Genomic DNA, 23,647 nt, shown 5'->3' with positions numbered 1-23,647 from the left:
TGAAGTGCTGGATCAGGGCGCGGTCGGGGCGTGCAGTTTCGTCCGCAGAACCTTGCCGCTTGCGTTGCGCGGAATCTCGTCGACCACGATGAACCGTTTGGGCACCTTGTAGCGTTCGAGCCCTTGGCGCACATGCTGCTTGAGGGCGTCATCGGCCGGGGTTGCAGCCCCGGAACCGAGCACGATGAACGCGTTGAGGACCTGACCGAACTCGGCGTCCGCGACGCCGATCACGACGGCGTCGGTGATATCGGGGTGCGCGACGAGACGGTATTCGACCTCGCCGGGGAAGACGTTCTCTCCGCCGGAGACGATCATGTCGTCGGCGCGGCCAGCGATGAACAGGTGGCCTTCGGCGTCGAAGTGCCCCAGGTCCCCGGTGCTGACGTGGCCGTCGAGGATCTCCTTCGACGACACCGTTGCGGCGGCGTCGGGGGTGTAGCCGGTGTACTCCAGTCCACTGCGGACGAAGATCTCACCGATCTCGCCGGTGGCTGCCTCGGTTCGGTCGGCGCGCAGGATTCGCACCGACACCCCGAGCAAGGTCCGGCCGATCGTGTCGGGTGCGGCAACGAGGTCCTGGGGCGTGGCGATAGTGACGAGACCAGCCTCGGTCGAGCCGTAGCCGTTGACCAGAATCGGCCCGAATTCCTCGATCAGCGCCGACACCGTTGCCGGTGCGATCGGTGCCGCGCCGGTGACCATGATCCGCAGCGCTGAACGCGCCGACGCGTTGTCGGTAAGACCGGGCACGGCCAACATTCGCTGCAACATGGCCGGCACCGCCATCACCACCGTGACCCGGTGGCGGGCAATATCGTCCAGCGCGGTCTGCGCGTCGAATCGGCGGCGGCAGATCGCGGTCGCGCCCAAGGCCAGCGGGCCGAGTAGAGCGAGCAGTCCGAAACCGTGGAACATCGGCGGTGCGACCAAGACCCGGTCCGTCGTGCGTAGTCGCACGATCGCCATCGCCGTCACGGCCAACAGCACGATCGCAGTGGGCTTGACCGCGCGCGGCACCCCCTTGGCCAATCCCGTGGTTCCCGAGGTCAGCAAGGTCAGCTTGACCGTGCCACGCACCCGCGGCGGTGCCGGACCACTGCGCGCGGCGAGGTCGTCGAGGCTGGGCAGCGCAGAGGTTTCGGCGCTGGGTTCACGCCAGGCCGGCACCCGCAACCCCGGATAGTAGGCGTCCTCGACGGCGGCAGCGTACTCGTCGTCGTAGATCAGCACGTCGGGCTGGTGCCTGGCCAGGATCGCGTGCAACTGCGCCGGTGCGAGTTCGGTGTTGATGAAGATCAGTTCTGCGCCGAGTTGTGCGCCCGCGGCCAGCGCCTCGGCGAACCCGCGATGGTTGCGGCAGAGGATGCCCACTGATCTGGGGGGCGTCGCCGTGGCCGCGAACAGCGCGGCCGCGATCGCTTCGGCACGCCCTTGCAGCTGCCGGTAGGTCAGCTCCCCGGCGTCGTCGATGATCGCGACCTTGTCCGGGTGGCGGATCGCCGTCGCCGCCAGCAACATCGCCGGGGTCGGCCCGTATCGGTAGAAGCTGCGGGCCAGGGCCGCCGCCTTGCGCGGGCCGACCGGTGCGAGCATTCCCGACTTCGCGATCGCGGGCAGTGCCGAACCCCACTGCCGGAGGCCGTGTCGAAGATCAGCGCGCACCGCTGGCCACCTCCGCCTTGTCGCCGACGGACGCAACCGGTGGCGAAACGGCGGCGGGTCGCAGCCGCGACAGCGAGGCCTGAGTATCACCGAGATTGCGGAAGATCCGTTCCACCAGCACTTCGAGCGGCAGCCGCAGCAGCGTCACCAGGATCGCCGACGGGAAGCCGTAGAGCGGGGTCATCGTGCGCGGCTTGTTCACCACGGCTTTGGCCAGCACTTTGGCCGCGTCCTGCGAAGTCTGCCCCGGCAGCACCCGCATCCAGCGGCTGGGCGCGCTCATCCTGGTGTGCAGCAGGCCGCCGTAGAAGGTGGTCAAGGTGACGCCGTCGGCACGGGCTTCGGCGCCTACCGCTCGCATCCACCAGTCGAAGGCCAGCTTCGACGACAGGTAGAAACTCCACTTCGGCGCGACGGGGAACATGATGCCGACCGTCGAGATGTTGACGATATGGCCACTGCCGCGCTCGCGCATACCGGGCAGCAGTGCCAGGGTCAGCCGCATCGGTCCCAGGTAGTTCGCGCCGGTGGTGGCGGTGATGTCCTTGGGCCGGTCGTAGGACAGGTGGATCGAGCGCCGCAGCGACTTGCCCGCGTTGTGAATCAGTACGTCGACGCCATCGAAGTCACACAGAACCGCATCGGCGAATTCGCGCACCGAATCCTCGCTCGTCAGGTCGAGCGGATACGAGTAGGCCTCACCACCGGCGGCGGCGATCTCGTCGGAAACCTCACTCAACCGATCAACCGACCGCGCGGCGAGGACAACCCGTGCACCGGCACCGGCAAACCATTTCGCCGTCGCCTCGCCGACCCCGAAAGACGCTCCGGTGATCACGACGACCTTGCCCTGTATCTCGCGGCGCAGAGTGGCCTGATCGCGCAATCCCCGCGGCCCGATCAGCCAAGCCAGCGCCCGTGCGACCGGGGTGCCGACGATACGCGACGGACCGGTGGGCAGAATTGCAGACATCAGTGATCACTCCGGTGTTTCGGCTTGATGGAAAACGCCCGGGGAACCCGCAAACAGGCCAAAGCCGTGCGCATCCGAGAGCGCGGCATCGATGGCTCGCTGGGTAAGTTCGATATCGGGATCGACCCGCAACGCGCTCATCGCGGCACCGAAGAAGTTGCCCATGATCAGATCCTTGACCTGGACACGAGTGATCTCGTCGGTGTGCAGCCAATGCAACACCAACCCCTCGACGAAAGACAGGAACCCGCTGATCGCCGCGCGCAATACCGCCGACGAACTCGAACCGGTCATCTCGACGGCCAACGCATCGGCCAGCTGACCCCGATGCCGCTCACGAATCTGGCGGACCTCGACATCGGCGACATCAGCGATCAGCGCCTCGAACGACGCCGGCTGCTGCACCGCCTCATCGAGCAACCTGTCGACACCGCGACTCAACCGGTCCAGCGCGGGACCGCGCATCGCCAGCAGATCGCCCCAGAACTCGTCTGCCGCAGCCTCGAGCACGGCCAAGTAGAAGCCCCGCTTGCCACCGAAGTGGTAGCTGATCGAGCCGGCCGCCACGCCGAGCTCGCGCGCCAAGTCCACGATCGAGACCTCTTCGTACCGACGGCTGCTGAACGCGGTCTTGCCCGCGGCCAGCAGCGCGGAACGAGACGCCTCACCGCGCCGATTGACAACCATCACCACTCCAGGTCTTGAATCAGATTCAATAACTTGAGGCTAGGTTCCGGCAGCCTGCCCCGTCAAGGGATGTCTTGAATTGGATTCAATTTCTGGGGTCCGTTTCCAACGTGCCGAACATGGCGGCATAGCGGCGTGATCAGCGCGTCCTTGATCGCCTCGGCCGTGCACGTACTCGCCGCGCAGCGCTGATCGCACCGGCAAGCACGCCCCGGGTGGCCATTCTCCGGTGTCGATCCGCCGCATGATGTCTTCGGCGACCCGATCAGCCGGCCGGTCAGTTGTGGCTGGCGACCCGGCGACGACTCAGATGCTTCGTGGCACTGAAAGCGAACGCGCCGACCACTGCCGCCAACGCCAAACCCGCCTCGGCCAACACAACACGACCGTCCGAACCTGGCTGAAAGACATCAACCACGCCCACTGACGAACGTGCCAACCACCCACCATCCGGCAACGACAGCGCGACCCGGCCACCAGCGCAACCTTCCATGCCATCGAGATCTGAGGACTCCGCCGGGCGGCGAATGGACTGCGCTCACCAATAGCCCAGTGCGGCACGCACATGCCAGCAAGCGGCAGTGATGGCCCGAGGGGCAGGCTCGTACACAGATGGTTCTGGGCTAGCCCAGTCACCCGCCCGGCAAGGCGCGCTCGGTCGCCAACGTCCTGTTAGCCAGGAAAGCCGCCCAACGTCACCGCGACAAGCACGCTGCGAAATTTGCAACGAAGTGGATCAACAGGGAAGACCAGCCAACCGGCGATACGTCCACCCCGGGCCGGAGCACCGTTCGAACACCAACACCCACCGCCACGACACGTGGTCTCACGAACCGCAGGCCCGCCACACCCGCGCAGCCGCAACAAACCCCGCGCGCGGGCGTCTCTATGTCCCGGCCTCGCCCGATCGGCGATGCCATGACACAAACCCCGCGCGCGGGCGTCTCTATACCGCCACCAGCGCAGCCCTACAACTACAGGGACACACCAACAGAAACAGCCATGCCGACATCGTCGGCATGGCTGTGAGCAGGAAAAACCGTGGTGCGCCTGTAGGGATTCGAACCCCAAACCTTCTGATCCGTAGTCAGATGCTCTATCCGTTGAGCTACAGGCGCGTCATTTTCGATTGTACCCGACGGGTTGTCGGGACCAACACTCAGGGTGGACCGAGTGTCAGCGGAGGCTGCGGGATTTGAACCCGCGAGGGAGGGTCACTCCCAACCGCATTAGCAGTGCGGCGCCATAGACCGGACTAGGCGAAGCCTCCCGGGTCGTCGCGACCACTGCCGTCATAGTTTACGCATGCCCCTCACCGAACTTCCAGCCACCCCCCTCTCGCGCAGGTGACCGCACCGTCACCTCTATGACCTGCGTGACCGCTGCCCGCGGATGCGCCCCGTGCAGGCTCAGCGGCGCACCTCCACGGGTCGGCCACGAGCACGGGCACGTCCGGCGCAGCCGACGTCGCCGCACCAACGGGCAGCCGCGGCACGCACGGCGGGACCCGATCCGGAGGCGGGGTCCCGCCGTACCCACCTGCCGCCCGCTCGGCGCCCGAATGCGCAACACGGACCCCGGACGGCGCAACACGCGCCCCGGAGAGCACAACACTCACCCCCGAGGGCGCAACACGCGGGTCAGGAGCGTTCGGCGTACTCGACGAAGGGGGTCAACGAATCCGGGTTGGCCAGGGCGTCGCGGGACACGGCACGGTCCGGGTCGGCACCGGAGAGGATCTTCTTCACCGGCACCTCGCACTTCTTCCCGTTCAGCGTTCGGGGAACGGCGTCGACCACCACGAACCGGTCCGGCACGTGCCTCGGCGAGAGCGCGCCGCGCAGCTGTTTCCGCAGGTCCGGTTCCAGGTCCTCCAGCGAGACGTCCTCGGCGAGCACGAGGAAGCACAGCAGTTCGCCGTCCTCGCCCGCTGCCGACGTGTCGATCACCAGCGAGTCCACGACCGCGTCGTAGCTCTCGACGACGCGGTAGAACTCCGCGGTGCCCATCCGCACGCCGCCGCGGTTGAGCGTCGAGTCGCTGCGGCCGTAGATGACGGCCGACCCGCGCCTGGTGATCTTGATCCAGTCGCCGTGCCGCCACACGCCGGGGAAATCCTCGAAGTACGCCGCCCGCAGCCTGCTGCCGTCGGGGTCGTTCCAGAACATCACCGGCATCGACGGCATCGGCTCGGTGACCACCAGCTCGCCCACCTCGTCGACGACCGCGCGCCCGCTGTCGTCGTAGGCCTGCACCGCCGCACCGAGGCTCCGGCACGAGAGCTCACCCAACCACACCGGCACGTCCGGCGCCGGCCCGACGAACGCCGTGCACAGGTCCGTCCCGCCGGACACCGAACAGATCTGCACGTCCGGTCCGATCGCGTCGGCGATCCACCGGAAGCCCTCCTCCGACAGCGGCGCTCCCGTCGAGCCGATCGCCCGCAGCGCCGACAGGTCCAGCTCGTCGGCCGGCCTCAGATGCGCCTTCAGGCAGGTCTGCACGAACGGCGCCGACGTGCCGAACACCGTCACGCCGCGCCTCGCCGACAACCGCCACAGCGCGCCCAGATCCGGGTATCCGGGACTGCCGTCGTACAGCACCACCGTCGACCCCACGAGCAGGCCGGAGATCAGGAAGTTCCACATCATCCAGCCGGTCGTGGTGAACCAGAAGAACCGTTCGCCCGCGCCCAGGTCCTGCTGCAGCGCGAGGGCCTTCAGGTGTTCGAGCGTGATGCCGCCGTGGCCCTGCACGATGCCCTTCGGCAGGCCGGTCGTGCCCGACGAGTACAGGATCCACAGCGGATGGTCGAACTCGACGGCGTCGAAGGCGAGCTCGGCGCCCTCGTGGGCGGCCAGCAGCTCGTCCCAGCCCCGCGTACCGGGCATGGTGCCGCCGTCCTCGTAGTCGATCAGCACCGTCGCGCCCAGCCCCGGCAACTGTCCGTGCAGCTCCTCGACGGTCGGGCGGATGTCGAAAGCCCGCCCGTTGTAGCGGTAGCCGTTGACCGCGATCAGCACCTTCGGCTCGATCTGCGTGAACCGGTCGGCCACCGCGCGCACCCCGAAGTCCGGCGAACACGACGACCAGATCGCACCCAGGCTCGCCGCGGCCAGGAACGCCACCAGGGTCTGCGGACAGTTCGGCGCCAGCGCCACCACACGGTCGCCCTTGCCGACACCCAGTTCGATCAGGCCCGCGCGCGCCGCCGCCACCCGGGCGCGCAGCTCGCCGTACGTCAGATCCCGCTCGAGGCCGTCCTCCCTGGCGAAGATCACCGCGACCTCGTCGTCGGCCTTCGCCGCACCCGCGACACCGCCGGTCAGGGCGTGCTCGGCGTAGTTCAGCGTGCCGCCCGCGAACCACGTCGCGCCCGGCATCTCCGGCCCCGACAGCACCCGGCCGGGCTCGTCGTGCCAGATCACACCCAGGTACTCGGCGACCGCGGACCAGAAGTCGCCCAGCGACGTCGTCGAGAACTCGTGCAGCTGCGCGTAATCCTTCGTCGTCACGCCGCGCTCGCCGGCCAGCCAGCGGCGGAAATCCGCCACGCGCGTGCGCTCGACCTGCTCCGGCGTCGGCGTCCACACGACTTCGGGAGCGGTGCCCGTTCCGCCGGACGTGCCCGCTGCCGCGGAGGTGGTGGCTGCTGTGGGTGTATCGGTAGCGTCGCCGCCCTGCGTGCTCATGCCCGCGACCCTAAGTCAGGTCGTCGACCATTTCCTCCGCCATGCCACGCAATCTCGCCACATCCGCGGGCGTCACGGTGACCCAGTCCCCCAGTTTACGCAGCGCGTACCGGCCGTGCTCGGTATCGACCCAGTTCACGGTGCCCTGCGTGCGCCCGCGCGTGCGCGACGTGGCACCGACGTAACCGCCTGCACGCCTGCCCTCGACCGCGCGCAGGAACATCGCGGCCTGCGACGACCGCACGCCCGCCTCGCGCAACGCGTCCAGGAATCCGCTGGCGCCCTCGGCTTCGCCCGCGCGGCAGGCGCGGCGGTACTCCGCGAAGCCGACGTTCGCGGGCGCGCCCGGGGCCGCTTCGACGTCCGGCAGCGCCTCGAGCATCGTCGGGATCAGCTGGTCGGGCCGCACCGGCCCGACCAGCACGTCCTCCCCCGACGTGCCCACCGTCACCGCGCCGCGTTCGCCGATCGCGCCGTACGACCGGAACGATACGTCCGCGCCCGATGCGCTCAGGTCCACCGACACGTCCGGATTCGCCAGCGTGCGCAGCAGGTCCACGAGGTCGCGGTCCGGCGCCGTCATCGTGCCCAGCCCGCGGCCGGCCAGCGATTCGCCTGCCAGCCCGACCAACTCCGCGCGGTGGGACTCCGTGGCACCGGCCCGCGGCACGTCGAGCACGACAGGCGGGTCGCCGAGCTCCAGCGTCCGCCACAGCAGGTAGAACTCGCCCGGGTGGAGCGTGATCCATCCGGAACTCTCGTCACGCACCCGCCGTCACTCGTCCCTGCGCCAGTCGCGTTCCCCGATCACCGGCGGCGCGACCTGCCCCACCGGCATGCCCCACACGTCGTCCTCCTCCTGCAGATACGACGGCGAGCTGTGTTCGGACTCCTCGTCCTGGTTCGGACGCGCGCCCGCACCGCCGCCCATCATGCCCATCGGCGCACCGCCGCGCGCCGCACCCGGCGCCGACGCGGCCTGCCCGCCGACAGCACCCGGCGAGCCGCCCGAGGCGCCCGCACCGGTCTGCATGCCCGACGCGGGGGCCCCGACGGACCCCGCCGCCATGCCCGACGCCACGCCCGCGGCCAGCGGCGCCGCGACGACACCGGGCGTGAACCCGCCGCCCCCGCTCGGCGGCGGCCCCGTGTGCGCCGGATCGGTGCCCCGGTCCGGCGGTGGCGACTTCTCCTCGTCCCGCGGGTCGTCCTTGACGATGTCCTCGCCGGGCATCACGAACTGCGGCACGCCACGGAACACGGTGCCCGATTCGAGCTGGTACGTCCGCATGACCTGGGCGGCCTGGCGGTGCAGCTCCTCGCGGCGCTCGGCGTCGACGAACGGGTCCTGCGGCAGCGCGGCCCCTTCGGCGAACCCGCCGCCCGTACCCGCCGCGCCAGAACCACCGGAGGTGCCGCCCGTGCGTGCTCCCGGGTCGGTGGTCCCGCGGCCCAGCGCCCACCCGCCGTCACCCGGCGCATCGGCCACACCACCGCCGGTGCCACCCGCAGCGCCGGACACGCCGTCACCCAGCACGTCGATCTCCCCCGGCAGACTGCTCCCCCGGACCCCGTCCGGATGCGACCCGCCGAGTGCGACGACGTCGTGTCCGGGGGATGCGGCCTCACCTGCCGGCATGAGCATCAGCGGCGGGCGCCACGGCCACGGAAGCGTGGCCTGGGGCGGCTCGGGCATGTTGTTCTTCGCCCACTGCGCGAGATGCGACTGGGCCTGGATCGCGGCGGCGACGCCGTGACTGTCGCGCGCGGTCCGGTCGGTCCATGTCGAGAGCTGTTCGACGCGCCTGCGGGCCTGCTCGACGCCGCCGCCCTGCCAGCCTTCCGAGGCTTCCCGCAGTGCGGCGCGCAGGCTGTCACCGATGTCCTGCAGTTGGGCGCCGAGCTCGGCCCACTTGTCCGACACCTGCTCGGCCGTGTCGGCGTCCACCCCCGTCGTGGCCATGCGGTGCAGCTCGGCGTGCGGCAGGACCTGCCAGTCGAACTCCGACTCCAGCGCGTCCTTGCCGGGCTGCGGACCTTCCGGTTCCCTCGGCGGCCACGGGAGCGGCATACAGTTCGCGATCACTCGGACCTCCCGATGGTGTACAGGGCTTCCCCGGCGTCCTCGTCCGTCGTGGTGATCATCCCGGCCGCGGCCCGCACGATGCCCTCGAGTTTGTCCAGCTGCGCCGCGTACGCCTTGAGTACGGGCAGCGCAGCGTTGTCGTCCCCGTCTGCGGCACCCTGCAGTCGCCGGGCCAGGGTTTCGCCGACGAAGTTGTCCCCGAACTGCAGCGGCGCGCCGATGTTCTCGCCCGCGTCGGCGATCAGCCGGTGCACGTGGCCCTGCAGCTGCAGCAGCGTCGCGAGCAACGCATGAGCCGCGCCCTCGTCGAGCCGCAGGTCACCGTTGTCGATCTGGTCCCTGACCTGGTTCAGTTCCTCGGCCACCGGGGCGAGCCGGTTCGCCGCACCCTCGGCGAAGTCCAGCGCGGGCGCGGCCGACGACACGTCGACGGTTCCTGCGGGCTCCGCACCGTCGTCACGCGTCGTGCTGGGTTCCGTCACGATCACACCCCGGTCCGGTCGATGTCGGCAACTGTAGCTGCGACGCACGCGGGAGCCGACCGGTTCGGCCGATTTCGAATCGCCTCGGCCCGCAGCCCACCGGCCGCGTTACGTTGAGACGACACCGCGCGGAGGAACGCGTGGAAGCGGCCCGTGGACGAATCCTGCGGGCGGCAGCACCCGAGCAGGCAGTACACGAGCAGGCAGTACACGAGCAGATCGAGAGCAGGGAGCCGTCACCGTGTCCAGCGCACCCCAGTCCCCGGCGAATTCTTCCGCGCAGCAGCCCCGCACCAGGGCCGATCTGGCGAACCTGCCCGCCTACGTCGCGGGACGGACCGTACCGGGGGCGGTGAAGCTGGCCAGCAACGAGACGCCGCAGGGGCCGCTGCCGAGTGTCGCCCGCGCCATCGCCGACGCCGCCACCGAGGTCAACCGCTATCCGGACATGGTGTCGACGGCCCTGACCGAGCGGATCTCCCGGGAACTGGACGTGCCGTCCGAACGGATCACCGTCGGATGCGGCTCGGTGGCGCTGTGCCAGCAGCTCGTGCAGGCGATGTGCGCCCCCGGCGAGGAGGTCGTCTACGCGTGGCGCTCGTTCGAGGCCTACCCGATCGCCACGCAGATCGCCAACGCCGCGGCCGCACCGGTGCCGCTCGACGATGGGCACACCCACGACCTCGACGCCATGCTCGCCGCGATCACCCCCGCCACCCGCCTGGTGTTCGTGTGCAACCCGAACAACCCGACGGGCACGGTCGTCCGCCGCGAGGCGCTCACCCGCTTCCTCGACGCCGTGCCCTCGAACGTGCTGGTGGTCCTCGACGAGGCGTACCGCGAGTTCGTTACCGACGACGACGTCCCGGACGGCGTCGAGCTGGCCCGGACCTACCCGAACGTGCTCGTGCTGCGGACGTTCTCCAAGGCGTACGGGCTCGCGGGCCTGCGCGTGGGATACGGGATCGGGCCCGCCGACGTGATCACGGCACTGCGCAAGGTCTACGTGCCGTTCAGCACCAACGCGCTGGCCCAGCGGGCGGCGATCGCCTCGCTCGACGCGGCAGACGAACTGATGGAGCGGTGCCGCGGCATCATCGCCGAGCGCACGCGGGTCGTGGCCGCGCTGCGCGACGCCGGGTTCGAGGTGCCGGAAACGCAGGCCAACTTCCTGTGGCTGCCGCTGCGCGAGCGCACCCAGGAGTTCACCGAGCACGCGCTGGAGCACAAGGTCGTCGTGCGCGGCTACGCCCCCGACGGGGTCCGCGTGACGATCGGTGAACCGGCCGAGAACGACCTGTTCCTCGCCGCGGCCCGCGCGTTCGACAAGTGACGCGCCCGCCGACGCCCCCGCAGCGCGCGGGTCACGGTGATTCCCTGCGGTGACGCGGCGTGGTCACGGTGCGGTGTCATAAGCGGTGCGGTGGTGCCACGTGTGCCGTGGTGACACGTGTGCCGCGGTGACACGTGTGCGGTGGTGCCACGTGTGCCGTGGTGTCACAGCTGCTGCACCACGAGCTGGACGGCAGCAGCGGCACCGACGACGACGATCACACCGCGCAGCACCCGGGGCGGCAGCTTCCTGCCGATCTTCGCACCGAGCTGGCCACCGACGACCGAACCGACGGCGAGCAGGGCCACGACCGGCCAGCTGATCGGCGCCACGAACGCGTAGACCGTGCCGGCGACGATGTTGACGGCCGCGGACAGGACGTTCTTGATGCCGTTGAGCGTCTGCAGCGGCAGGGTCATGAGGATGCCCATGACCGCCATCAGCATCACGCCCTGCGCCGCGGTGAAGTACCCACCGTAGATGCCGATCAGGAAGACCAGCGTCACCAGTCCCGCCGCACTCTTCGCGGTCATCGACCCGCCGTCGGCGTCGTCGACACCGGCGCGCTGGCGCCTGCGCGTCACCCACGCCGACACCTTCGGCTGCACCAGCACCAGCACCAGTGCCAGCACGATGAGCACCGGAACGATCGTCTCGAAGGCGTCCGCGGGCAACGACAGCAGCAGGATGGTCCCCACCAGGGCGCCGAGTACGGACGCGGGCAGGAACGACAGCAGCACGCGCCCGTGGCCGCGCAGCTCGTGGCGGTAGCCGATCGCGCCGCTGACGCTGCCGGGTGCGAGCCCGATCGCGTTCGACGTCGTCGCGGTCACCGGCGGATAGCCGAGCGCCACGAGCACCGGGAACGTCACCAGCGTCCCGGAGCCGACGACGGTGTTGATCATCCCGGCCCAGACGCCGGCCGTCACGATGAGAACGGCATGCCACCAGATCACCAGGCGACGATAGGCCGCCCCGCTTCCCGGCGGCCGCCCGCGGGGAGGTGGGCGTGGCCGGACTCACCACCCGACGTTTCCCGACGGCGATCACGGGTAACCCTGCCCGGGCCGCGGTCGGGACACGCACCCTGCGAACCGAGTCACGAGGAGGTACAAGTGAGTGACAGACGGTCACGGTCACCAGTCATCATCGAGGAAAGACACCCACGGCCCGCACGAGGCCCGTCCCCACTGAGGTGAAAGTGACAGAGACAGAGTCGACAGGGCGCGCACATTCGGCCGGCGGCGAACAGGACGCCCTGGCCGCCGAGAACGACATCGAGCTACGACTCGGTGCAAACCTGACGCATCTGCCCATCGTCCGTTCGATCGCGGCCAACCTCGCCGCCCGCGCCGACTTCGACCTCGATGCCATCTCCGACCTGCGGCTCGCCGTCGACGAAGCCTGCTCCACGTTGATCACCAGCGCCGAGAACGGCTCCACCATGCGCTGCCGCTTCACGATCGAATCCGACGAACTCCGCTTCCACGGCACGGTCCCCTCCCCCGATCAGGATCCCCCCAGCACGGCCTCGTTCGGCTGGAAGGTCCTCACCACGCTCGCCGACTCGGCGACCACGTGGCTCGAACCGGCAGGTGAGATCTCACCGGACGGCGCAGCACCCGACGCCGTGTTCGACGGAACTCACGGCCGGGTGCACGTCGAACTGACCAAACGAAAGCCGACGCTTACGTGACCGAATCCACCAAACGCGGATCGCGTGGTTCCTCCGAGGACTACGAGCACCTGAGCCCGCTGTTCGACGAGCTGGTGACGCTGGAAGAGGGCGACCGCCGACGAGCCGAACTGCGGGAGGAGCTCGTGCGCGGACACCTGCCGCTGGCCGAGCACATCGCCCAGCGCTTCTCCGGACGCGGCGTCGCCAAGGAAGACCTCGTGCAGGTGGCACGGGTCGGCCTGATCAATGCGGTCGACCGGTTCGACCCGCGGCGGGGTTCGGACTTCCTCTCGTTCGCGGTGCCGACCGTGATGGGCGAGGTACGCCGCCACTTCCGCGACACCGGCTGGGTGATCCGCGTACCGCGCAGGCTCAAAGAACTGCACCTGTCGATCAACAACGCGAGCACGCAGCTGTCCCAGCGACTCGGCCGCGCGCCGACACCGAGCGAGATCGCCGAGCACCTGGGCATCTCGCAGGACGCCGTGTTCGAAGGCCTCGACGCGGGCAACGCCTACCACTCGATGTCACTCGACGAGGTTCTCTCCGGCGAGGTCGAGAACCTGGCACTCGGTGACACCCTCGGGGAGGAGGATGCGGCGCTGGCCGGTGTCGAGAACCACGAGACCCTGCAGCCGCTCGTGAGACAGCTGCCCGAACGGGAACGCAAGATCCTCGCGCTGCGCTTCGTCCACAACCTCACCCAGACGCAGATCGCCGAGCAGGTCGGCATCTCGCAGATGCACGTCTCCCGGCTGCTGGCCCGCACGCTCGCCAAACTCCGGCAGGGCCTCGCCGACGACACCTGACCGCGGCGCCGAATCCGCCGGCTCGCCGGCCCGGCTCTGCCCGCCTCCGAGCTCTGCTCGCCTCCCGACCTGCTCGCTTCCCAGCCCGCTCGCCTCCCAGCTCTGCTCGCCTTCCGGCTCTGCTCGCCTTCCGCGTCCCACCCCGTGCTCATTTCCCGCATCCCGGCAGTGCTCATTCCCGCCTCCCACCCGTGCGCTTTACCATCGGCCCCGTGCCCGTGCCCCGACCGCTGCTCCCGCAGCAGCTGCGCCCCGTACTCCGCACCAGCCTCGGCCTCGCCGCGCTCGGCTTCTGCTCGAGCTTCTTCGGTGCGGGCGTCGTGTTCCTCGTGTTGCTGCTGCAGGGTGTGCCTGCGGACGCACAGGGCGCCGAATGGATCATCGCGGTCGTCGCAGCCGGATACGTCCTGCTGTCGGTGCTGATCGGCACCACGTGGGCAGGATTCCTGCAACGGCGCACCGTGGTGTGGTTCGTCCTCGGGCGCACCCCGACCCGCGACGAAGCGCGCCGTGCGCTGCGGCTGCCGCTTCAGCTGGCGAAGGTCAGCGGGACACTGTGGCTCGGCGGGATCGTGGTACTGGGCACGCTCACCACGGTGTTCGGTACGTGGTTCGACGCGATGGGCGTCGCCTTGGCGATCGCGCTCGGCGGGATCGCCACGGTCGGGCTCAACTACCTGGCGACCGAATGGGTCGCGCGGCCGCTGCTGGCAGCGGCACTGCGCGCCGTGCCGCCGGGATCGTCCCTGGCGACGACGGTGCTCGCGCGACTGGTCGTGACGTGGCTGCTCGCCAGCGGCGCTCCGATGATCGGGGTGCTGATCCTGGTGCTGCCGCCGGACCTCGGCGGCGACCCCCGCTACAGCCTCATGACGCTGTCGTTCCTCGGACTGCTGCTCGGTGCGCTCGCCACGTTCCTGCTCGCCCGCTCGGTCGCGGCTCCGCTGCACCGGCTGCGTGACGCGCTCGACGAGATCGCCCGCGGCCGCCGTGACCTGACCGTCGGCGTGGACGACGCGAGCGAGATCGGCATGCTGCAGGCGTCGGTCAACGACCTGACCACGGGGCTGCGCGAACAGGAACGGATGCGGGACCTGTTCGGCAGGCACGTCGGCGACGACGTGGCGCGGCACGCCCTGGAACACGGTGCGTCGATGGACGGGGACGTGCGCGTGGTGACGGCGCTGTTCGTGGACGTCGTCGACTCGACCAGCCTCGCCGCCGAGCTCGCGCCCGACGAGGTGGCACGCACGCTGAACAGTCTGTTCTCGGTGGTCGTCGACGCCGTCAGCACCCACGGCGGCCTGGTCAACAAGTTCCAGGGTGACGCGGCGATGTGCATCTTCGGCGCGCCCGCCCGCCATGCCGACCCCGCGACGTCGGCGTTGCGCACGGCACGGGCGATCCGCGACGCGGTCACCGCGGGCGGCGAACTCGACCTCGGCATCGGCGTCGCGACCGGCCCTGCCTTCGCGGGCCAGCTCGGCACCGCCACCCGATTCGAGTACACCGTGATCGGCGACGCCGTGAACGAAGCAGCCCGCCTCACCGAGCACGCCAAGCACGCCGGCGGGCGGATCCTCGCCAGCCGCGCGGCGATCGACGCGGCGGGCGAGAGCGAACGCGACCGGTGGCACGCACACGAGACGTACCAACTGCGCGGCCGTACCGAGCCGACCGAGACGTGGGCGACCCCGCCCGGCGAGGCGGCATCCCCAGCCGACTCGTGGGCCCGGCACGATTCGGAGCAGGACACCAACCCGGCTGCGGCGCCGGACGCGACGCGGGAAACGCACACCGCGCCAACTGAGAAGGCTGCATCAGCCGAAGGCACAGCGCCGGCCGGGGGCACCACGCCGGCCGAGTACGGCTAGCCTGCGTACCCGGCAGGACGGCGAGGTACGACGGCGCCGGCCGATTCACCCGCCCCGGTCGGACACGGACCGACCGCGGGGCAACCGAACGACCAGGGGCATCGGAACGTTTGCACCTGTCACGTCACTGGCGTGTTCTGACCGATCTTGATTTTCCAAGTTCCATCGACCAGCTCAGCGACAACGAGAAAAATCGCCTCCATGGAATCTGTGCGTTGGTCCTCCGCGTCAGCATCGGAGCGCAGTGTCCGCTGACGAGCGTGGATCGCCGCCAGGCCTTCTGGAAGGTCGGTGATTTTCTCGACCGTATAGCTGACGCTCAGGTTCTCGAGTGGTCCACCCGGGCCGAACACGAACGCCTGGGCACGATAGAGAGATTCCTTGTCATCGACCAGGTTGCCGCCGAAATTGACGAAGATCGGGTCGTCCACGAACAGATCGTTCATGGACTTGGCATCATTCGTGTTGAAGGCGTGTTCATATCGCTTGATGAGGTTATCCGGGACGTCGTTAGTCACGTTGTACAAGATCTTCCCCTGTCTGGTGTAAACAGAATCCGATCATGTAACTTCGACCTAAATCCAGGTCAAGGACGGTAGAGGTGGTCGCAGTCTCACCCGCTGCCCCCGCTTGTGACGACACGACTCGGCAACCGCACCGTCCACCGGCTCGACTTCGGCGCGATGCGCCTGCGCGTCGACCACGGAGTCATTCGACCGGTTCGACCGCCAGGTCCGGCCAGCGTAGGGCCGTGGCGCCCCAGGTGAGGCCGGCTCCGAAGGCGGCGAGCAGGACGCGGTCGCCCGCCCGAAGGCTGCCGTCGCGGACACCGTCGGCGAGGGCGAGGGGAATCGACGCGGCACTGGTGTTGCCGGTGTGGCCGATGTTCACGACGAGGCCGTCGGCTGGCAGGCCCAGCTGTTTCGCGACCGCGTTCAGGATGCGCAGGTTCGCCTGGTGGCCGACGAAGCGATCGACGTCGCCGACCGCCCAGCCGAGCTCGCCGAGCACCACCCGCGACGACTCGGCCATTCGCGCCGTGGCGTGGCGGAACACCGCTGGGCCCTCCATGTGCAGGTAGGCCTCGCTCGGCTGTTGCGGCGTCTTCTGCCGCGATCCGCCGGCGGGAACGACGAGCAGGTCGGTGCCCGAGCCGTCGCTGTGCAGGTCGAACGGGCCGAGTGCACCGGGTTCGTCCTCCTCACCCGCACGCAGCACGACCGCGCCCGCGCCGTCACCGAAGATCGGCACGGTGCCACGGTCGTCGGGGTCGATGAGCGTGGTGAACGCGTCCGACCCGACGACGAGCACGTCGCGGGCGACCCGGCCGGCGATGAGACCGGCCGCCGTCGCGAGGGCGTAGAGGAACCCGCTGCACACCGCATTGACGTCGAAGGCCGCGACGTCACGCTGACCCAACCGGGTCGCGACCTGCGGAGCACTGGCCGGGCAGGGCTGATCGGGGGTCGATGTGGCCAGCACGACGGCGTCGACGTTCTCGGTACCCGCCGACCGCAGCGCCCGCGCACCGGCCTCGACCGCCATGTCCACTGTGGACATCCCGTCGTCGACGACGCGACGCTCGGCGATCCCCGTGCGCGAGCGGATCCACTCGTCGGTCGTGTCGAGCCGGTCCGTCAATTCGAAGTTGTCGACCACGCGCGGTGGCAGCCAGCCGCCCAGGCCGGTCAGTACCGCCGTCGATCGTGTGGCCACTTGTGATCTCTCCAGTGAAGGCGCTGATTGATCCCGTACCGAGACGCCCAAACGCCTCCAGACCCCTATGTATGGCCTACTTTCCGGTAGAGGCACACCATGTGACACATGTCTCGCTCACACGTCCGCGCTATCCGCCGAACGGACGCCGCGAACGGACCGTCGACGCCCGCCACCCCGCGCGAGGGCCGGGTTCGGATTCACGGCCGCCGCCTGCACAATCACCTGACTGTCGTTTTCGGACAGTCCCCCGGAAGTGGCGGGCCGGGCCCGATGTTCACGTCGCAGGGCGGCTTACCAGCCGGCCTCGTACCCGCCGTACTCGTGACCGCCGCCATCGGAACCACCCGGGAAAGCGTGAACCTCGGAGGTGCCGGTGTCGTAAGCACCGGTGTCGTAGGTGGTGGCACCGTAGGCAGTCGCATCATCGGCACCAGCTTCGTAGGAACCGGTTTCGTAGGAACCGGCGCTGTACGAGCGGTCGCCGGACCACCCGCCGTCGTGTGTCCGGTATTCACCGGCGACGTCCGGCAGGGCATCACGCAGGCTCCGGTCGGTGTCGCCCCGGTCGGTGTCATCGCGGTCGGTATCGCCTCGGTCGGAGGCGTCGCGGTCGGAGGTGCCGCTCTCGCGCTCACCGGACGGCGCCGCAGCCGGCTCACGACCGTAGCGCTCACCCTCGGCCGGCTCCTGGTCCGCCGGCTTCTGCTTCGGAACGCGCAGCTCCGGTTCGTGAACCGGTGTACGGCCGACGACCGTGTCGAGCAGCCTCTCGAACCCGTTGCGCTCGATGCCGTCGCGATCGATGCCGCCGCGCTCGGTGCGGCCGCTCTCGACGTCGTACCGCTTCACGTCGTGCCGCTCGGCGCGGTAACGCTCGATGCCGTAGTTGTCGATGCGGTGGCGGAGTTCCTCGGCGAACAGCTCCAGTCGCCGGTGCTGCGATTCGACCTCCGACCCGGCCGCCGATGGCTCGACGGCCTCCGAAGCACCGCCCGCACGGTCCGCCGACGCCGCTGCCGCGACCTGCGACCGTGCTCCGTCGGCAAGCTCCCCGCCGGCCTTCCCGTCGACGTCCGCCGGCTCGCCGGGGGCCACTCCGATATCCGGCGATGCCGGCTCGACGTCGGAAACCTCCCGCGAATCGGCCTTTCGCTCCGGTTCGCCGCCCGCGTCACCGTCGGATCCCTCGTCGGACCTCGCGCCGGGTTCCTCCGGTCCTTCACCGACCGGCCCGGCGCCGTCGGGTGCCTGCGACTCCGGCACCGCTTCCGTCACCTCGTCCCCGGCGACCAGCGTGGACCCACCGTTGTCCCGTTCCAGTTCCGACACCCCGGTGACGGCGGCGAACACCATGAGCACGAACACCACGAACCCGGCCACGCCGGAACGATTCATGCCCGGGGTCGGTGGCGCTGCCGGACCATGCCCCGAGGCACCGATGATCCCGGTGCGGTCGAGCAGCGCGTCGTCATGCGGCGTCGGACGCGGGGCCGTCGGCGCCATCAGACCTCCAGGAACGTGTCGGTCGAGCAATCACCGGGTACACACATCACCGCGGCGGGACCGCTTGCGGGGCTCTCCATTAACGCGCCAACAGGCTCTCATGTCACGGCAACGTCCCGAATTCACAACCAGAAGAGCTCGATGGGATGAAGACCCACATACAGACAGTCATCAGATGCCCCAATCGGGCGTAGTGGGGAGTTTTCGTAGTAATGGTGCATCAGAGTGTGCCCCATCCGGAGTCTCACCCACGACACAGCCGCCGAGGGGGCGGCGCCGGAGAGACGGGAGTGTGCAGTGCACAGCGACGCCGTACACCAGAGCCAGTTCGTGCACCTCAACGGCTGCAGCACGCCGGTACTCGCCCGCCTGATGTACCGCGCGGACGACCCGTTCACCGTGTCGCTCGCGTTCCGCATCGACGCGCGCGATTGGGTGGCGTGGGACTTTTCCCGTGAACTGCTGCTCACCGGCCTGACCGAACCCGCGGGGATCGGCGACATCCGCCTGCGGCCGGACCTGGCCACCGACGAGACGTTCCTCGTACTCGAACTCGAGTCGCCGGACGGCTACGCCGTGGTCGAACTCGAGATCGCGGACGTGCGCCGATTCGCCGACGCCACCACGGCGATCGTGCCGCCCGGCACCGAGGCCGACCGGCTGGACCTGGACCGACTGATCGACGAACTCACCACGGCCCGACCCTGACCGACGGCCCGGTCCGGTTCGGTAATCGGCACGAGCGCCGGATACCGAACCGGTCAGTCACACGCGTCCTTGGCACGCAGTACCCGGGTCAGCGACGTGTCGATGCGCTCGGCCGACAGGTCACCGCTGGTCGCGGCCCGCTCGAGCCGGTCCAGCACCGGCGCCACGTTGCCACCGGACGACCACAGCGCCTGATCGGCACCGGCCTGCAGTGCCAGCAGCACGGCCTCGGGGAGCGAATGCCGGTCGGTGATCGCCTTCATCGCGCCGAGGTCGTCGGTGACGACGGGGCCGTCGAAGTCGTAGTCCTCGCGCAGCAGCCGGTACGCGGCGGGTGAGATCGACGCGGGCTGCCCGTCGGTCAACTGCGGCACCGTGAGGTGGCCGACCATGACGCCGACGTCGCCGTACTGTCCGATCCGCTCGTACGGCTTGAGATCGTGCTTGCGCAGCTCGGGCAGCGGCGGCGTGGTGACGTCGCCGGCGTGCGAGTCGCCGCTCGCGTTGCCGTGACCCGGGAAGTGCTTGATCACCGGCTGAATGCCCGCCTCGAGCAGGCCGTCGCCGAACGCCTTCGCGTAGCGGCGTGCCGTCGCAGGGTCGGTGCTGAACGAGCGGTCGCCGATCGCCTCGCCCGCCGGCTCGTCGGTGAGGTCGAGGTCGGGCGCGTAGTCGACCGTCACGCCGCGCTCGTTCATCTCGCGACCACGTTCGACGGCCAATTGCCGCACGTCCTGCGGACTCATCGTCCGCGCCATCTCGCGGGCGCTCGGAATGTCGCCGACGAGCTCGTCGAGCCGCTGCACCCGGCCGCCCTCGTCGTCGATCGCAATGGACACCGGTACGTCCGCCGCCTCCTGCACCGACGCCAGCGCGTCACCGGTGAACAGGTCCGTGGCGTTGCCGCCGATGAACAGGCCGCCGATCTGGTTGTCGCGCACGATCTGCGTCGTGGCCTGCTCACCGGATTCGACGCCGACCACGACGAGCTGCGCGACCTTCTCACGGGTCGACATGTCGGCCACTGCGGAACAGGCCGGCGCGGAATCCGGCTTCGCCGACGATGCGGGCGCCGACGACGATTCCGACGGCGTCTCCGAGGCCGCCGATCCCGGACTGGGCGCATTCTGGGTCGTCGGAGCCTCGGATGAACCGCACCCGGCGACGAGCAGGCCTGTCATGGCCGCGAACAACACACGTTTCCTCATCGTGTCTCCACAGTACGGCTTCGTCCCGGCAGGCGCGTCGTGGCGACCACGCGCACATTCGTCGCGCGGGTGCCCCGTGCGCACGGCCGTGACACGCGGCCGGACCAGCCGCGCCGCCCCGCGGCCTGCGTCCCGGCACGGACCGGGACACGGCGTTCGACCAGCGAAAACCCACGGTTCAGCGGGCGGGACGGCCCAGTGGTGTCCGCAGTGGTGTCCGTACCCGTGTCCGTGCCCGTTCCGGCGGTGTCCACGTCGGGTGATGCCGAGTAGGCCGGTCCGGGCGCTGTCACGAGTGTCGAATTCTCACCGCCCCGGGGGACTGCAGCGGCATTCCCGGCGGCGGCGACGGCGACAACGGCGACGGCGACGTCGCCGCGGGCCCGGGGCTGTCGGTAGTGCCGCCTAGTCTGCTCGGTGCCGTCCATCCGCTCGATCGTCACACTGCTCGGGCGGCATCCCCGCGCATGTGCGGCGGCGAGTCGTTCGGCGTCCCGTTTGCGGACGTGGCGGGACAGCACGGCTCCGTCGCGCACGACGAGCCAGGTCAGCGAATCCGGCGACAACCGGAATCGCACCGCGAACGCCGTGTGCTGCACGGGGTCGCCGGAGTGGTCTCGGTCGACGGCAGGGCCGGATGCCGTACTTGCGGCGTGGCCGGCGGCTCGGTCGGTGGTCATGTCCATCTCCCCCTGTCGGTGTGCGTGACGGCCGCTCGGGCATCGCCACGTGATCCTGCGGCTCGGGCGGTCCGTTCGTACGGCCGGTCCGGCTGCAGCGACCGGCTGTCTCCCGTGTCGGACCGCGTTACCGGGCCAGCATGACCCACATGTACCGATTTTGCAACTTCATTGCACAACTGCAATACAACGCTGGTCATCACCCCGGTCACCTGCCAAGCTGTGCTGCGCCGGTCCGCCGAAGGAGGTCCCATGTCAGGTCGCATCGACCTGCCCCGACTGCATGACGCGCTCGATGCGCAGCGCCGCGCGCGTGCCCTGTCCTGGCGCCAGCTCGCAGAGGAAGCCGGGGTCAGCCCGTCCCTGCTCAGCCGCATGAGCAACGGACAACGCCCCGACCTCGACGGATTCATCGCGCTCGTCCAGTGGCTCGGCACGCCTGCGGAAGAATTCATGAGCCGTCCCGGCGACGAACCCGGTGTCGCACCCCCGGCCCACGGCCCGACCCCCGAGTTGGAGACCCAGCTCGCCATGCTGCTGCGCGCCCGCGACGACCTGCCCGAGGCCGACAAGGAGTACCTGCTCGAGATCGTCGGCGCGACGATGCGCCGCATCAAGCACGACGGCCGCGCCGACGACTCCGGCACCATCGGCAGCCGTGTCGCCGACGCGGACGGTTCCGGCAACCCCGATTCCGGGAGGTGAGCGCCGTGGCACAGTCGCTCCGACGCGGTTTCAAGGCGCATGCAGGGCGCCTCGCACTCGCCGTCAGGGAAGAGATGGGCCTGTCCACCCACGACCCGCTCGATCCGTACACCCTCGCCGAGCTGTACGGCATCCCCGTGCTCGACCTGCACGATCCGGCGATGCCCCGTGACGCCGTCCGGCACTTCACCGGCCCCGCTGCGGACTCCTTCTCGGGTGCGCTCGTCGCGGTCGGCAGAGCACGCGTGATCGTCGAGAACCACGTGCACGACACCCGGCGCAGGCGCGCGACGATCGCCCACGAGATGGCCCACGTGCTGCTCGAGCACGAATTCGACCTGCTGGTGACCGGTGCCCAGTTGTGCGGCGCGACGGCCACGTCCGTCGAACGCGAGGCCGACGAGCTCGCGGGCGAGCTGCTGCTCCCCCGGGACGCAGCGAGGACGGCGGCGCTGCGCGGGTGGACCGACGCCGCCGTGGCGCGCCGGTTCGGGGTCAGCAGGCCGATGGCGCGCTGGCGGCTCGGCGCCACGGGGGCGCGCACGATCGCCCGGCGCCATCGCGCGAAGCGTCCCCGGTTCGCAGCAGCCCACGCTCTCGACGGCACCGGCACCGGCACCGGCACCGGCACCGGCACCGGCGAGAGTCCCGGAAACGTCGGTACCCGCTGAGAGCATCATCGTCATGACCACCGAACGCACCCCCGACAGCAACGTCGCCGTGGAACGACAGCGGCCGCCGACGACCGCGGACGAGCCGACGACCCTCGAGGCGTGGCTCGACTTCTACCGCGACACGCTCGCGCTCAAGTGCGAAGGACTCGGCGAGGAGCAGCTGCGCACCGCATCGGCGCCGCCGTCGGCACTGACCCTGCTCGGATTGGTGCAGCACCTGACCGAGGTCGAACGCGCCTGGTTCCGCCGCGTCCTCGCCGGCGAGGACGCGGCGTCGGTGTACCCGTCGACGGGTGGGCAGCACGACGAGGGCTTCGCCCTGCTGGACGAGGTGTCCGCCGAGCAGGCGATGACGGCGTGGCGCGAGGAGATCGCCGTCGCCAAGCGCAACTGCGCGAACCACACCCTGGACACCACGGCGATGTTCCACGGCGCAGAGGTCAGCCTGCGCTGGATCTACACCCACATGATCGCCGAGTACGCCCGCCACGACGGCCACGCCGACCTGCTCCGCGAACGCATCGACGGCGAAACCGGCGTCTGAGACGGGGAACCGAGACCCAAACTGAGGCCCGCTAGCGCGAAACGCCGGGCCGGACGCGATGTCCGACCCGGCGTTGGCACTGCTCACAGCTGCGGAAGCGGGGGGATTCGAACCCCCGGTGGGTTGCCCCACGCTCGATTTCAAGTCGAGTGCATTCGGCCGCTCTGCCACGCTTCCCCGGCGCTCAGGGTAACGGGCCGCGATCACTCCCGGACCCGGCGCCCGTCCTCCACTCGTCGAGTTCGGCCGCCACGCCATCGTCTCCGTGTCGGTCGTCTCCGTATCGGTCGTCTCCGGGGCCGTCACCTCCGTGTCCGTGAGCCAACGCGCCCCGCCGGGGCCGGCGGTCTCACCCGGAGACCGGAACTCCTCACCCGAAGGCCGGAACTCCGCGGCGCGCCCGGCTTGTGCACCTCGCCGGACGGGAGCAGTCTGGAGTCACGGAGGGAGCCGGCCGAGCCGAACGCCTCTGCACCCAGCCGGCAGCTCGCCGACTCCACCCGGGAAGGGTCAGGTGGTGCCATGGCAAGAAGATCAAGGCACAGCCGGCGGCCCACGGCGCCGAACCCGGTGCGGCACCCGGGGCCACAGGCCCGTCGCGCCGGAGACCGCGTTCCCCGCGATCGG

Annotated in this window: 20 protein-coding genes, 3 tRNA genes and 1 pseudogene; 8 read left to right on the top strand and 16 right to left on the bottom strand. The window is 69.8% G+C overall.

The genetic code is table 11. The features are described from left to right. Nucleotides 1-12 precede the first annotated feature (12 nt). The 9 genes from LY41_RS18120 to LY41_RS18080 all read right to left on the bottom strand — a co-directional run bounded on the left by LY41_RS18120 (nucleotide 13) and on the right by LY41_RS18080 (nucleotide 9,585). On the bottom strand, nucleotides 13-1,665 hold the full coding sequence (locus tag LY41_RS18120) for an AMP-binding protein (protein WP_253865234.1): 1,653 nt from the start codon (nucleotides 1,663-1,665) through the stop codon (nucleotides 13-15). Next, nucleotides 1,655-2,638: an SDR family NAD(P)-dependent oxidoreductase gene (locus tag LY41_RS18115; RefSeq protein WP_253865233.1), complete on the bottom strand. Its 984-nt coding sequence runs from the start codon at nucleotides 2,636-2,638 to the stop codon at nucleotides 1,655-1,657. The genes LY41_RS18120 and LY41_RS18115 overlap by 11 nt, the downstream gene beginning before the upstream one ends. Before the next feature lie 6 nt (nucleotides 2,639-2,644). Further along, nucleotides 2,645-3,325, bottom strand: coding sequence for a TetR/AcrR family transcriptional regulator (locus tag LY41_RS18110; RefSeq protein ID WP_253865232.1), 681 nt, complete (start codon nucleotides 3,323-3,325; stop codon nucleotides 2,645-2,647). A 1,042-nt stretch (nucleotides 3,326-4,367) separates the two neighbouring features. Further along, nucleotides 4,368-4,443 (bottom strand) — tRNA-Arg (locus tag LY41_RS18105). Between the two features lie 62 nt (nucleotides 4,444-4,505). After that, nucleotides 4,506-4,595: transfer RNA gene (locus LY41_RS18100), tRNA-Ser, on the bottom strand. Between the two features lie 370 nt (nucleotides 4,596-4,965). Beyond that, nucleotides 4,966-7,017: an acetoacetate--CoA ligase gene (locus tag LY41_RS18095; protein ID WP_253865231.1), complete on the bottom strand. Its 2,052-nt coding sequence runs from the start codon at nucleotides 7,015-7,017 to the stop codon at nucleotides 4,966-4,968. 10 nt (nucleotides 7,018-7,027) lie between these two features. Continuing rightward, nucleotides 7,028-7,786 carry an ESX secretion-associated protein EspG gene (locus tag LY41_RS18090; RefSeq protein ID WP_253865230.1) on the bottom strand — a complete coding sequence of 253 codons (759 nt, stop codon included), beginning with the start codon at nucleotides 7,784-7,786 and terminating at the stop codon, nucleotides 7,028-7,030. Between the two features lie 6 nt (nucleotides 7,787-7,792). Further along, nucleotides 7,793-9,103 (bottom strand): PPE domain-containing protein, encoded by a 1,311-nt coding sequence (locus LY41_RS18085; RefSeq protein ID WP_253865229.1) that lies wholly within the window; start codon nucleotides 9,101-9,103, stop codon nucleotides 7,793-7,795. After that, nucleotides 9,100-9,585: a hypothetical protein gene (locus LY41_RS18080; protein ID WP_253865228.1), complete on the bottom strand. Its 486-nt coding sequence runs from the start codon at nucleotides 9,583-9,585 to the stop codon at nucleotides 9,100-9,102. The genes LY41_RS18085 and LY41_RS18080 overlap by 4 nt, the downstream gene beginning before the upstream one ends. Before the next feature lie 241 nt (nucleotides 9,586-9,826). Here LY41_RS18080 and hisC point away from each other — a divergent pair, with 241 nt between their 5' ends. After that, nucleotides 9,827-10,918 carry a histidinol-phosphate transaminase gene (gene hisC / locus LY41_RS18075; protein WP_253865227.1) on the top strand — a complete coding sequence of 364 codons (1,092 nt, stop codon included), beginning with the start codon at nucleotides 9,827-9,829 and terminating at the stop codon, nucleotides 10,916-10,918. Nucleotides 10,919-11,082: 164 nt separating this feature from the next. Here the strand turns inward: hisC and LY41_RS18070 are convergent, their stop codons facing one another. Beyond that, nucleotides 11,083-11,874 (bottom strand): sulfite exporter TauE/SafE family protein, encoded by a 792-nt coding sequence (locus LY41_RS18070; RefSeq protein WP_253865226.1) that lies wholly within the window; start codon nucleotides 11,872-11,874, stop codon nucleotides 11,083-11,085. Between the two features lie 245 nt (nucleotides 11,875-12,119). Between LY41_RS18070 and LY41_RS18065 the strand changes: the two genes are divergently transcribed. The 3 genes from LY41_RS18065 (at nucleotide 12,120) to LY41_RS18055 (ending at nucleotide 15,279) form a co-directional block, all read left to right on the top strand. Next, nucleotides 12,120-12,614, top strand: coding sequence for an ATP-binding protein (locus tag LY41_RS18065; RefSeq protein ID WP_372493314.1), 495 nt, complete (start codon nucleotides 12,120-12,122; stop codon nucleotides 12,612-12,614). After that, nucleotides 12,611-13,405 (top strand): SigB/SigF/SigG family RNA polymerase sigma factor, encoded by a 795-nt coding sequence (locus LY41_RS18060; RefSeq protein WP_253865225.1) that lies wholly within the window; start codon nucleotides 12,611-12,613, stop codon nucleotides 13,403-13,405. Before LY41_RS18065 ends, LY41_RS18060 begins: the two co-directional genes overlap by 4 nt. Before the next feature lie 212 nt (nucleotides 13,406-13,617). Next, nucleotides 13,618-15,279, top strand: a complete 1,662-nt coding sequence (locus LY41_RS18055; protein ID WP_253865224.1) for an adenylate/guanylate cyclase domain-containing protein — start codon at nucleotides 13,618-13,620, stop codon at nucleotides 15,277-15,279. Nucleotides 15,280-15,398: 119 nt separating this feature from the next. Here the strand turns inward: LY41_RS18055 and LY41_RS18050 are convergent, their stop codons facing one another. The 3 genes from LY41_RS18050 to LY41_RS18040 all read right to left on the bottom strand — a co-directional run bounded on the left by LY41_RS18050 (nucleotide 15,399) and on the right by LY41_RS18040 (nucleotide 18,501). After that, on the bottom strand, nucleotides 15,399-15,797 hold the full coding sequence (locus LY41_RS18050) for a YybH family protein (protein ID WP_253865223.1): 399 nt from the start codon (nucleotides 15,795-15,797) through the stop codon (nucleotides 15,399-15,401). Nucleotides 15,798-15,987: 190 nt separating this feature from the next. Continuing rightward, nucleotides 15,988-16,995 carry a beta-ketoacyl-ACP synthase III gene (locus LY41_RS18045; protein ID WP_253865222.1) on the bottom strand — a complete coding sequence of 336 codons (1,008 nt, stop codon included), beginning with the start codon at nucleotides 16,993-16,995 and terminating at the stop codon, nucleotides 15,988-15,990. A 294-nt stretch (nucleotides 16,996-17,289) separates the two neighbouring features. After that, nucleotides 17,290-18,501 (bottom strand): hypothetical protein, encoded by a 1,212-nt coding sequence (locus tag LY41_RS18040; RefSeq protein ID WP_253865221.1) that lies wholly within the window; start codon nucleotides 18,499-18,501, stop codon nucleotides 17,290-17,292. A gap of 297 nt (nucleotides 18,502-18,798) precedes the next feature. On the opposite strand from LY41_RS18040, the gene LY41_RS18035 reads away from it, so the two are divergent. After that, nucleotides 18,799-19,209, top strand: coding sequence for an SsgA family sporulation/cell division regulator (locus LY41_RS18035; RefSeq protein ID WP_253865220.1), 411 nt, complete (start codon nucleotides 18,799-18,801; stop codon nucleotides 19,207-19,209). A 53-nt stretch (nucleotides 19,210-19,262) separates the two neighbouring features. Here LY41_RS18035 and LY41_RS18030 read toward each other — a convergent pair whose 3' ends face one another. Together LY41_RS18030 and LY41_RS18025 are read right to left on the bottom strand one after the other, a co-directional pair. After that, nucleotides 19,263-20,417: a glycoside hydrolase family 3 N-terminal domain-containing protein gene (locus tag LY41_RS18030; protein ID WP_253865219.1), complete on the bottom strand. Its 1,155-nt coding sequence runs from the start codon at nucleotides 20,415-20,417 to the stop codon at nucleotides 19,263-19,265. Continuing rightward, nucleotides 20,414-21,097 (bottom strand): hypothetical protein, encoded by a 684-nt coding sequence (locus LY41_RS18025; protein ID WP_253865218.1) that lies wholly within the window; start codon nucleotides 21,095-21,097, stop codon nucleotides 20,414-20,416. The genes LY41_RS18030 and LY41_RS18025 overlap by 4 nt, the downstream gene beginning before the upstream one ends. Before the next feature lie 252 nt (nucleotides 21,098-21,349). Between LY41_RS18025 and LY41_RS18020 the strand changes: the two are divergent. The 3 genes and pseudogenes from LY41_RS18020 to LY41_RS18010 form a co-directional block, all read left to right on the top strand. Beyond that, a pseudogene (locus LY41_RS18020) lies at nucleotides 21,350-21,727 on the top strand (helix-turn-helix domain-containing protein); the annotation flags it as partial. Between the two features lie 80 nt (nucleotides 21,728-21,807). Beyond that, nucleotides 21,808-22,473: an ImmA/IrrE family metallo-endopeptidase gene (locus LY41_RS18015; RefSeq protein ID WP_253865216.1), complete on the top strand. Its 666-nt coding sequence runs from the start codon at nucleotides 21,808-21,810 to the stop codon at nucleotides 22,471-22,473. A gap of 13 nt (nucleotides 22,474-22,486) precedes the next feature. Continuing rightward, nucleotides 22,487-23,020: a DinB family protein gene (locus LY41_RS18010; RefSeq protein WP_253865215.1), complete on the top strand. Its 534-nt coding sequence runs from the start codon at nucleotides 22,487-22,489 to the stop codon at nucleotides 23,018-23,020. Between the two features lie 92 nt (nucleotides 23,021-23,112). Here LY41_RS18010 and LY41_RS18005 read toward each other — a convergent pair. Then, a tRNA-Ser gene (locus LY41_RS18005) sits at nucleotides 23,113-23,197 on the bottom strand. Nucleotides 23,198-23,647: the final 450 nt, after the last annotated feature.

Source organism: Prauserella halophila (assembly GCF_024171895.1).
In the GTDB taxonomy this organism is placed as follows: Bacteria; Actinomycetota; Actinomycetes; order Mycobacteriales; family Pseudonocardiaceae; genus Prauserella; species Prauserella halophila.
This window is presented reverse-complemented; position numbering and strand designations above follow the sequence as displayed.

What these genes read in the sequence shown, in the direction of transcription:
- LY41_RS18115 (WP_253865233.1), bottom strand. Translation starts at nt 2,638, where the DNA reads ATGTCTGCAATTCTGCCCACCGGTCCGTCGCGTATCGTCGGCACCCCG.
- LY41_RS18110 (WP_253865232.1), bottom strand. Translation starts at nt 3,325, where the DNA reads ATGGTTGTCAATCGGCGCGGTGAGGCGTCTCGTTCCGCGCTGCTGGCC.
- LY41_RS18095 (WP_253865231.1), bottom strand. Translation starts at nt 7,017, where the DNA reads ATGAGCACGCAGGGCGGCGACGCTACCGATACACCCACAGCAGCCACC.
- LY41_RS18040 (WP_253865221.1), bottom strand. Translation starts at nt 18,501, where the DNA reads ATGGCGCCGACGGCCCCGCGTCCGACGCCGCATGACGACGCGCTGCTC.
- LY41_RS18030 (WP_253865219.1), bottom strand. Translation starts at nt 20,417, where the DNA reads ATGAGGAAACGTGTGTTGTTCGCGGCCATGACAGGCCTGCTCGTCGCC.
- LY41_RS18025 (WP_253865218.1), bottom strand. Translation starts at nt 21,097, where the DNA reads ATGACCACCGACCGAGCCGCCGGCCACGCCGCAAGTACGGCATCCGGC.
- LY41_RS18010 (WP_253865215.1), top strand. Translation starts at nt 22,487, where the DNA reads ATGACCACCGAACGCACCCCCGACAGCAACGTCGCCGTGGAACGACAG.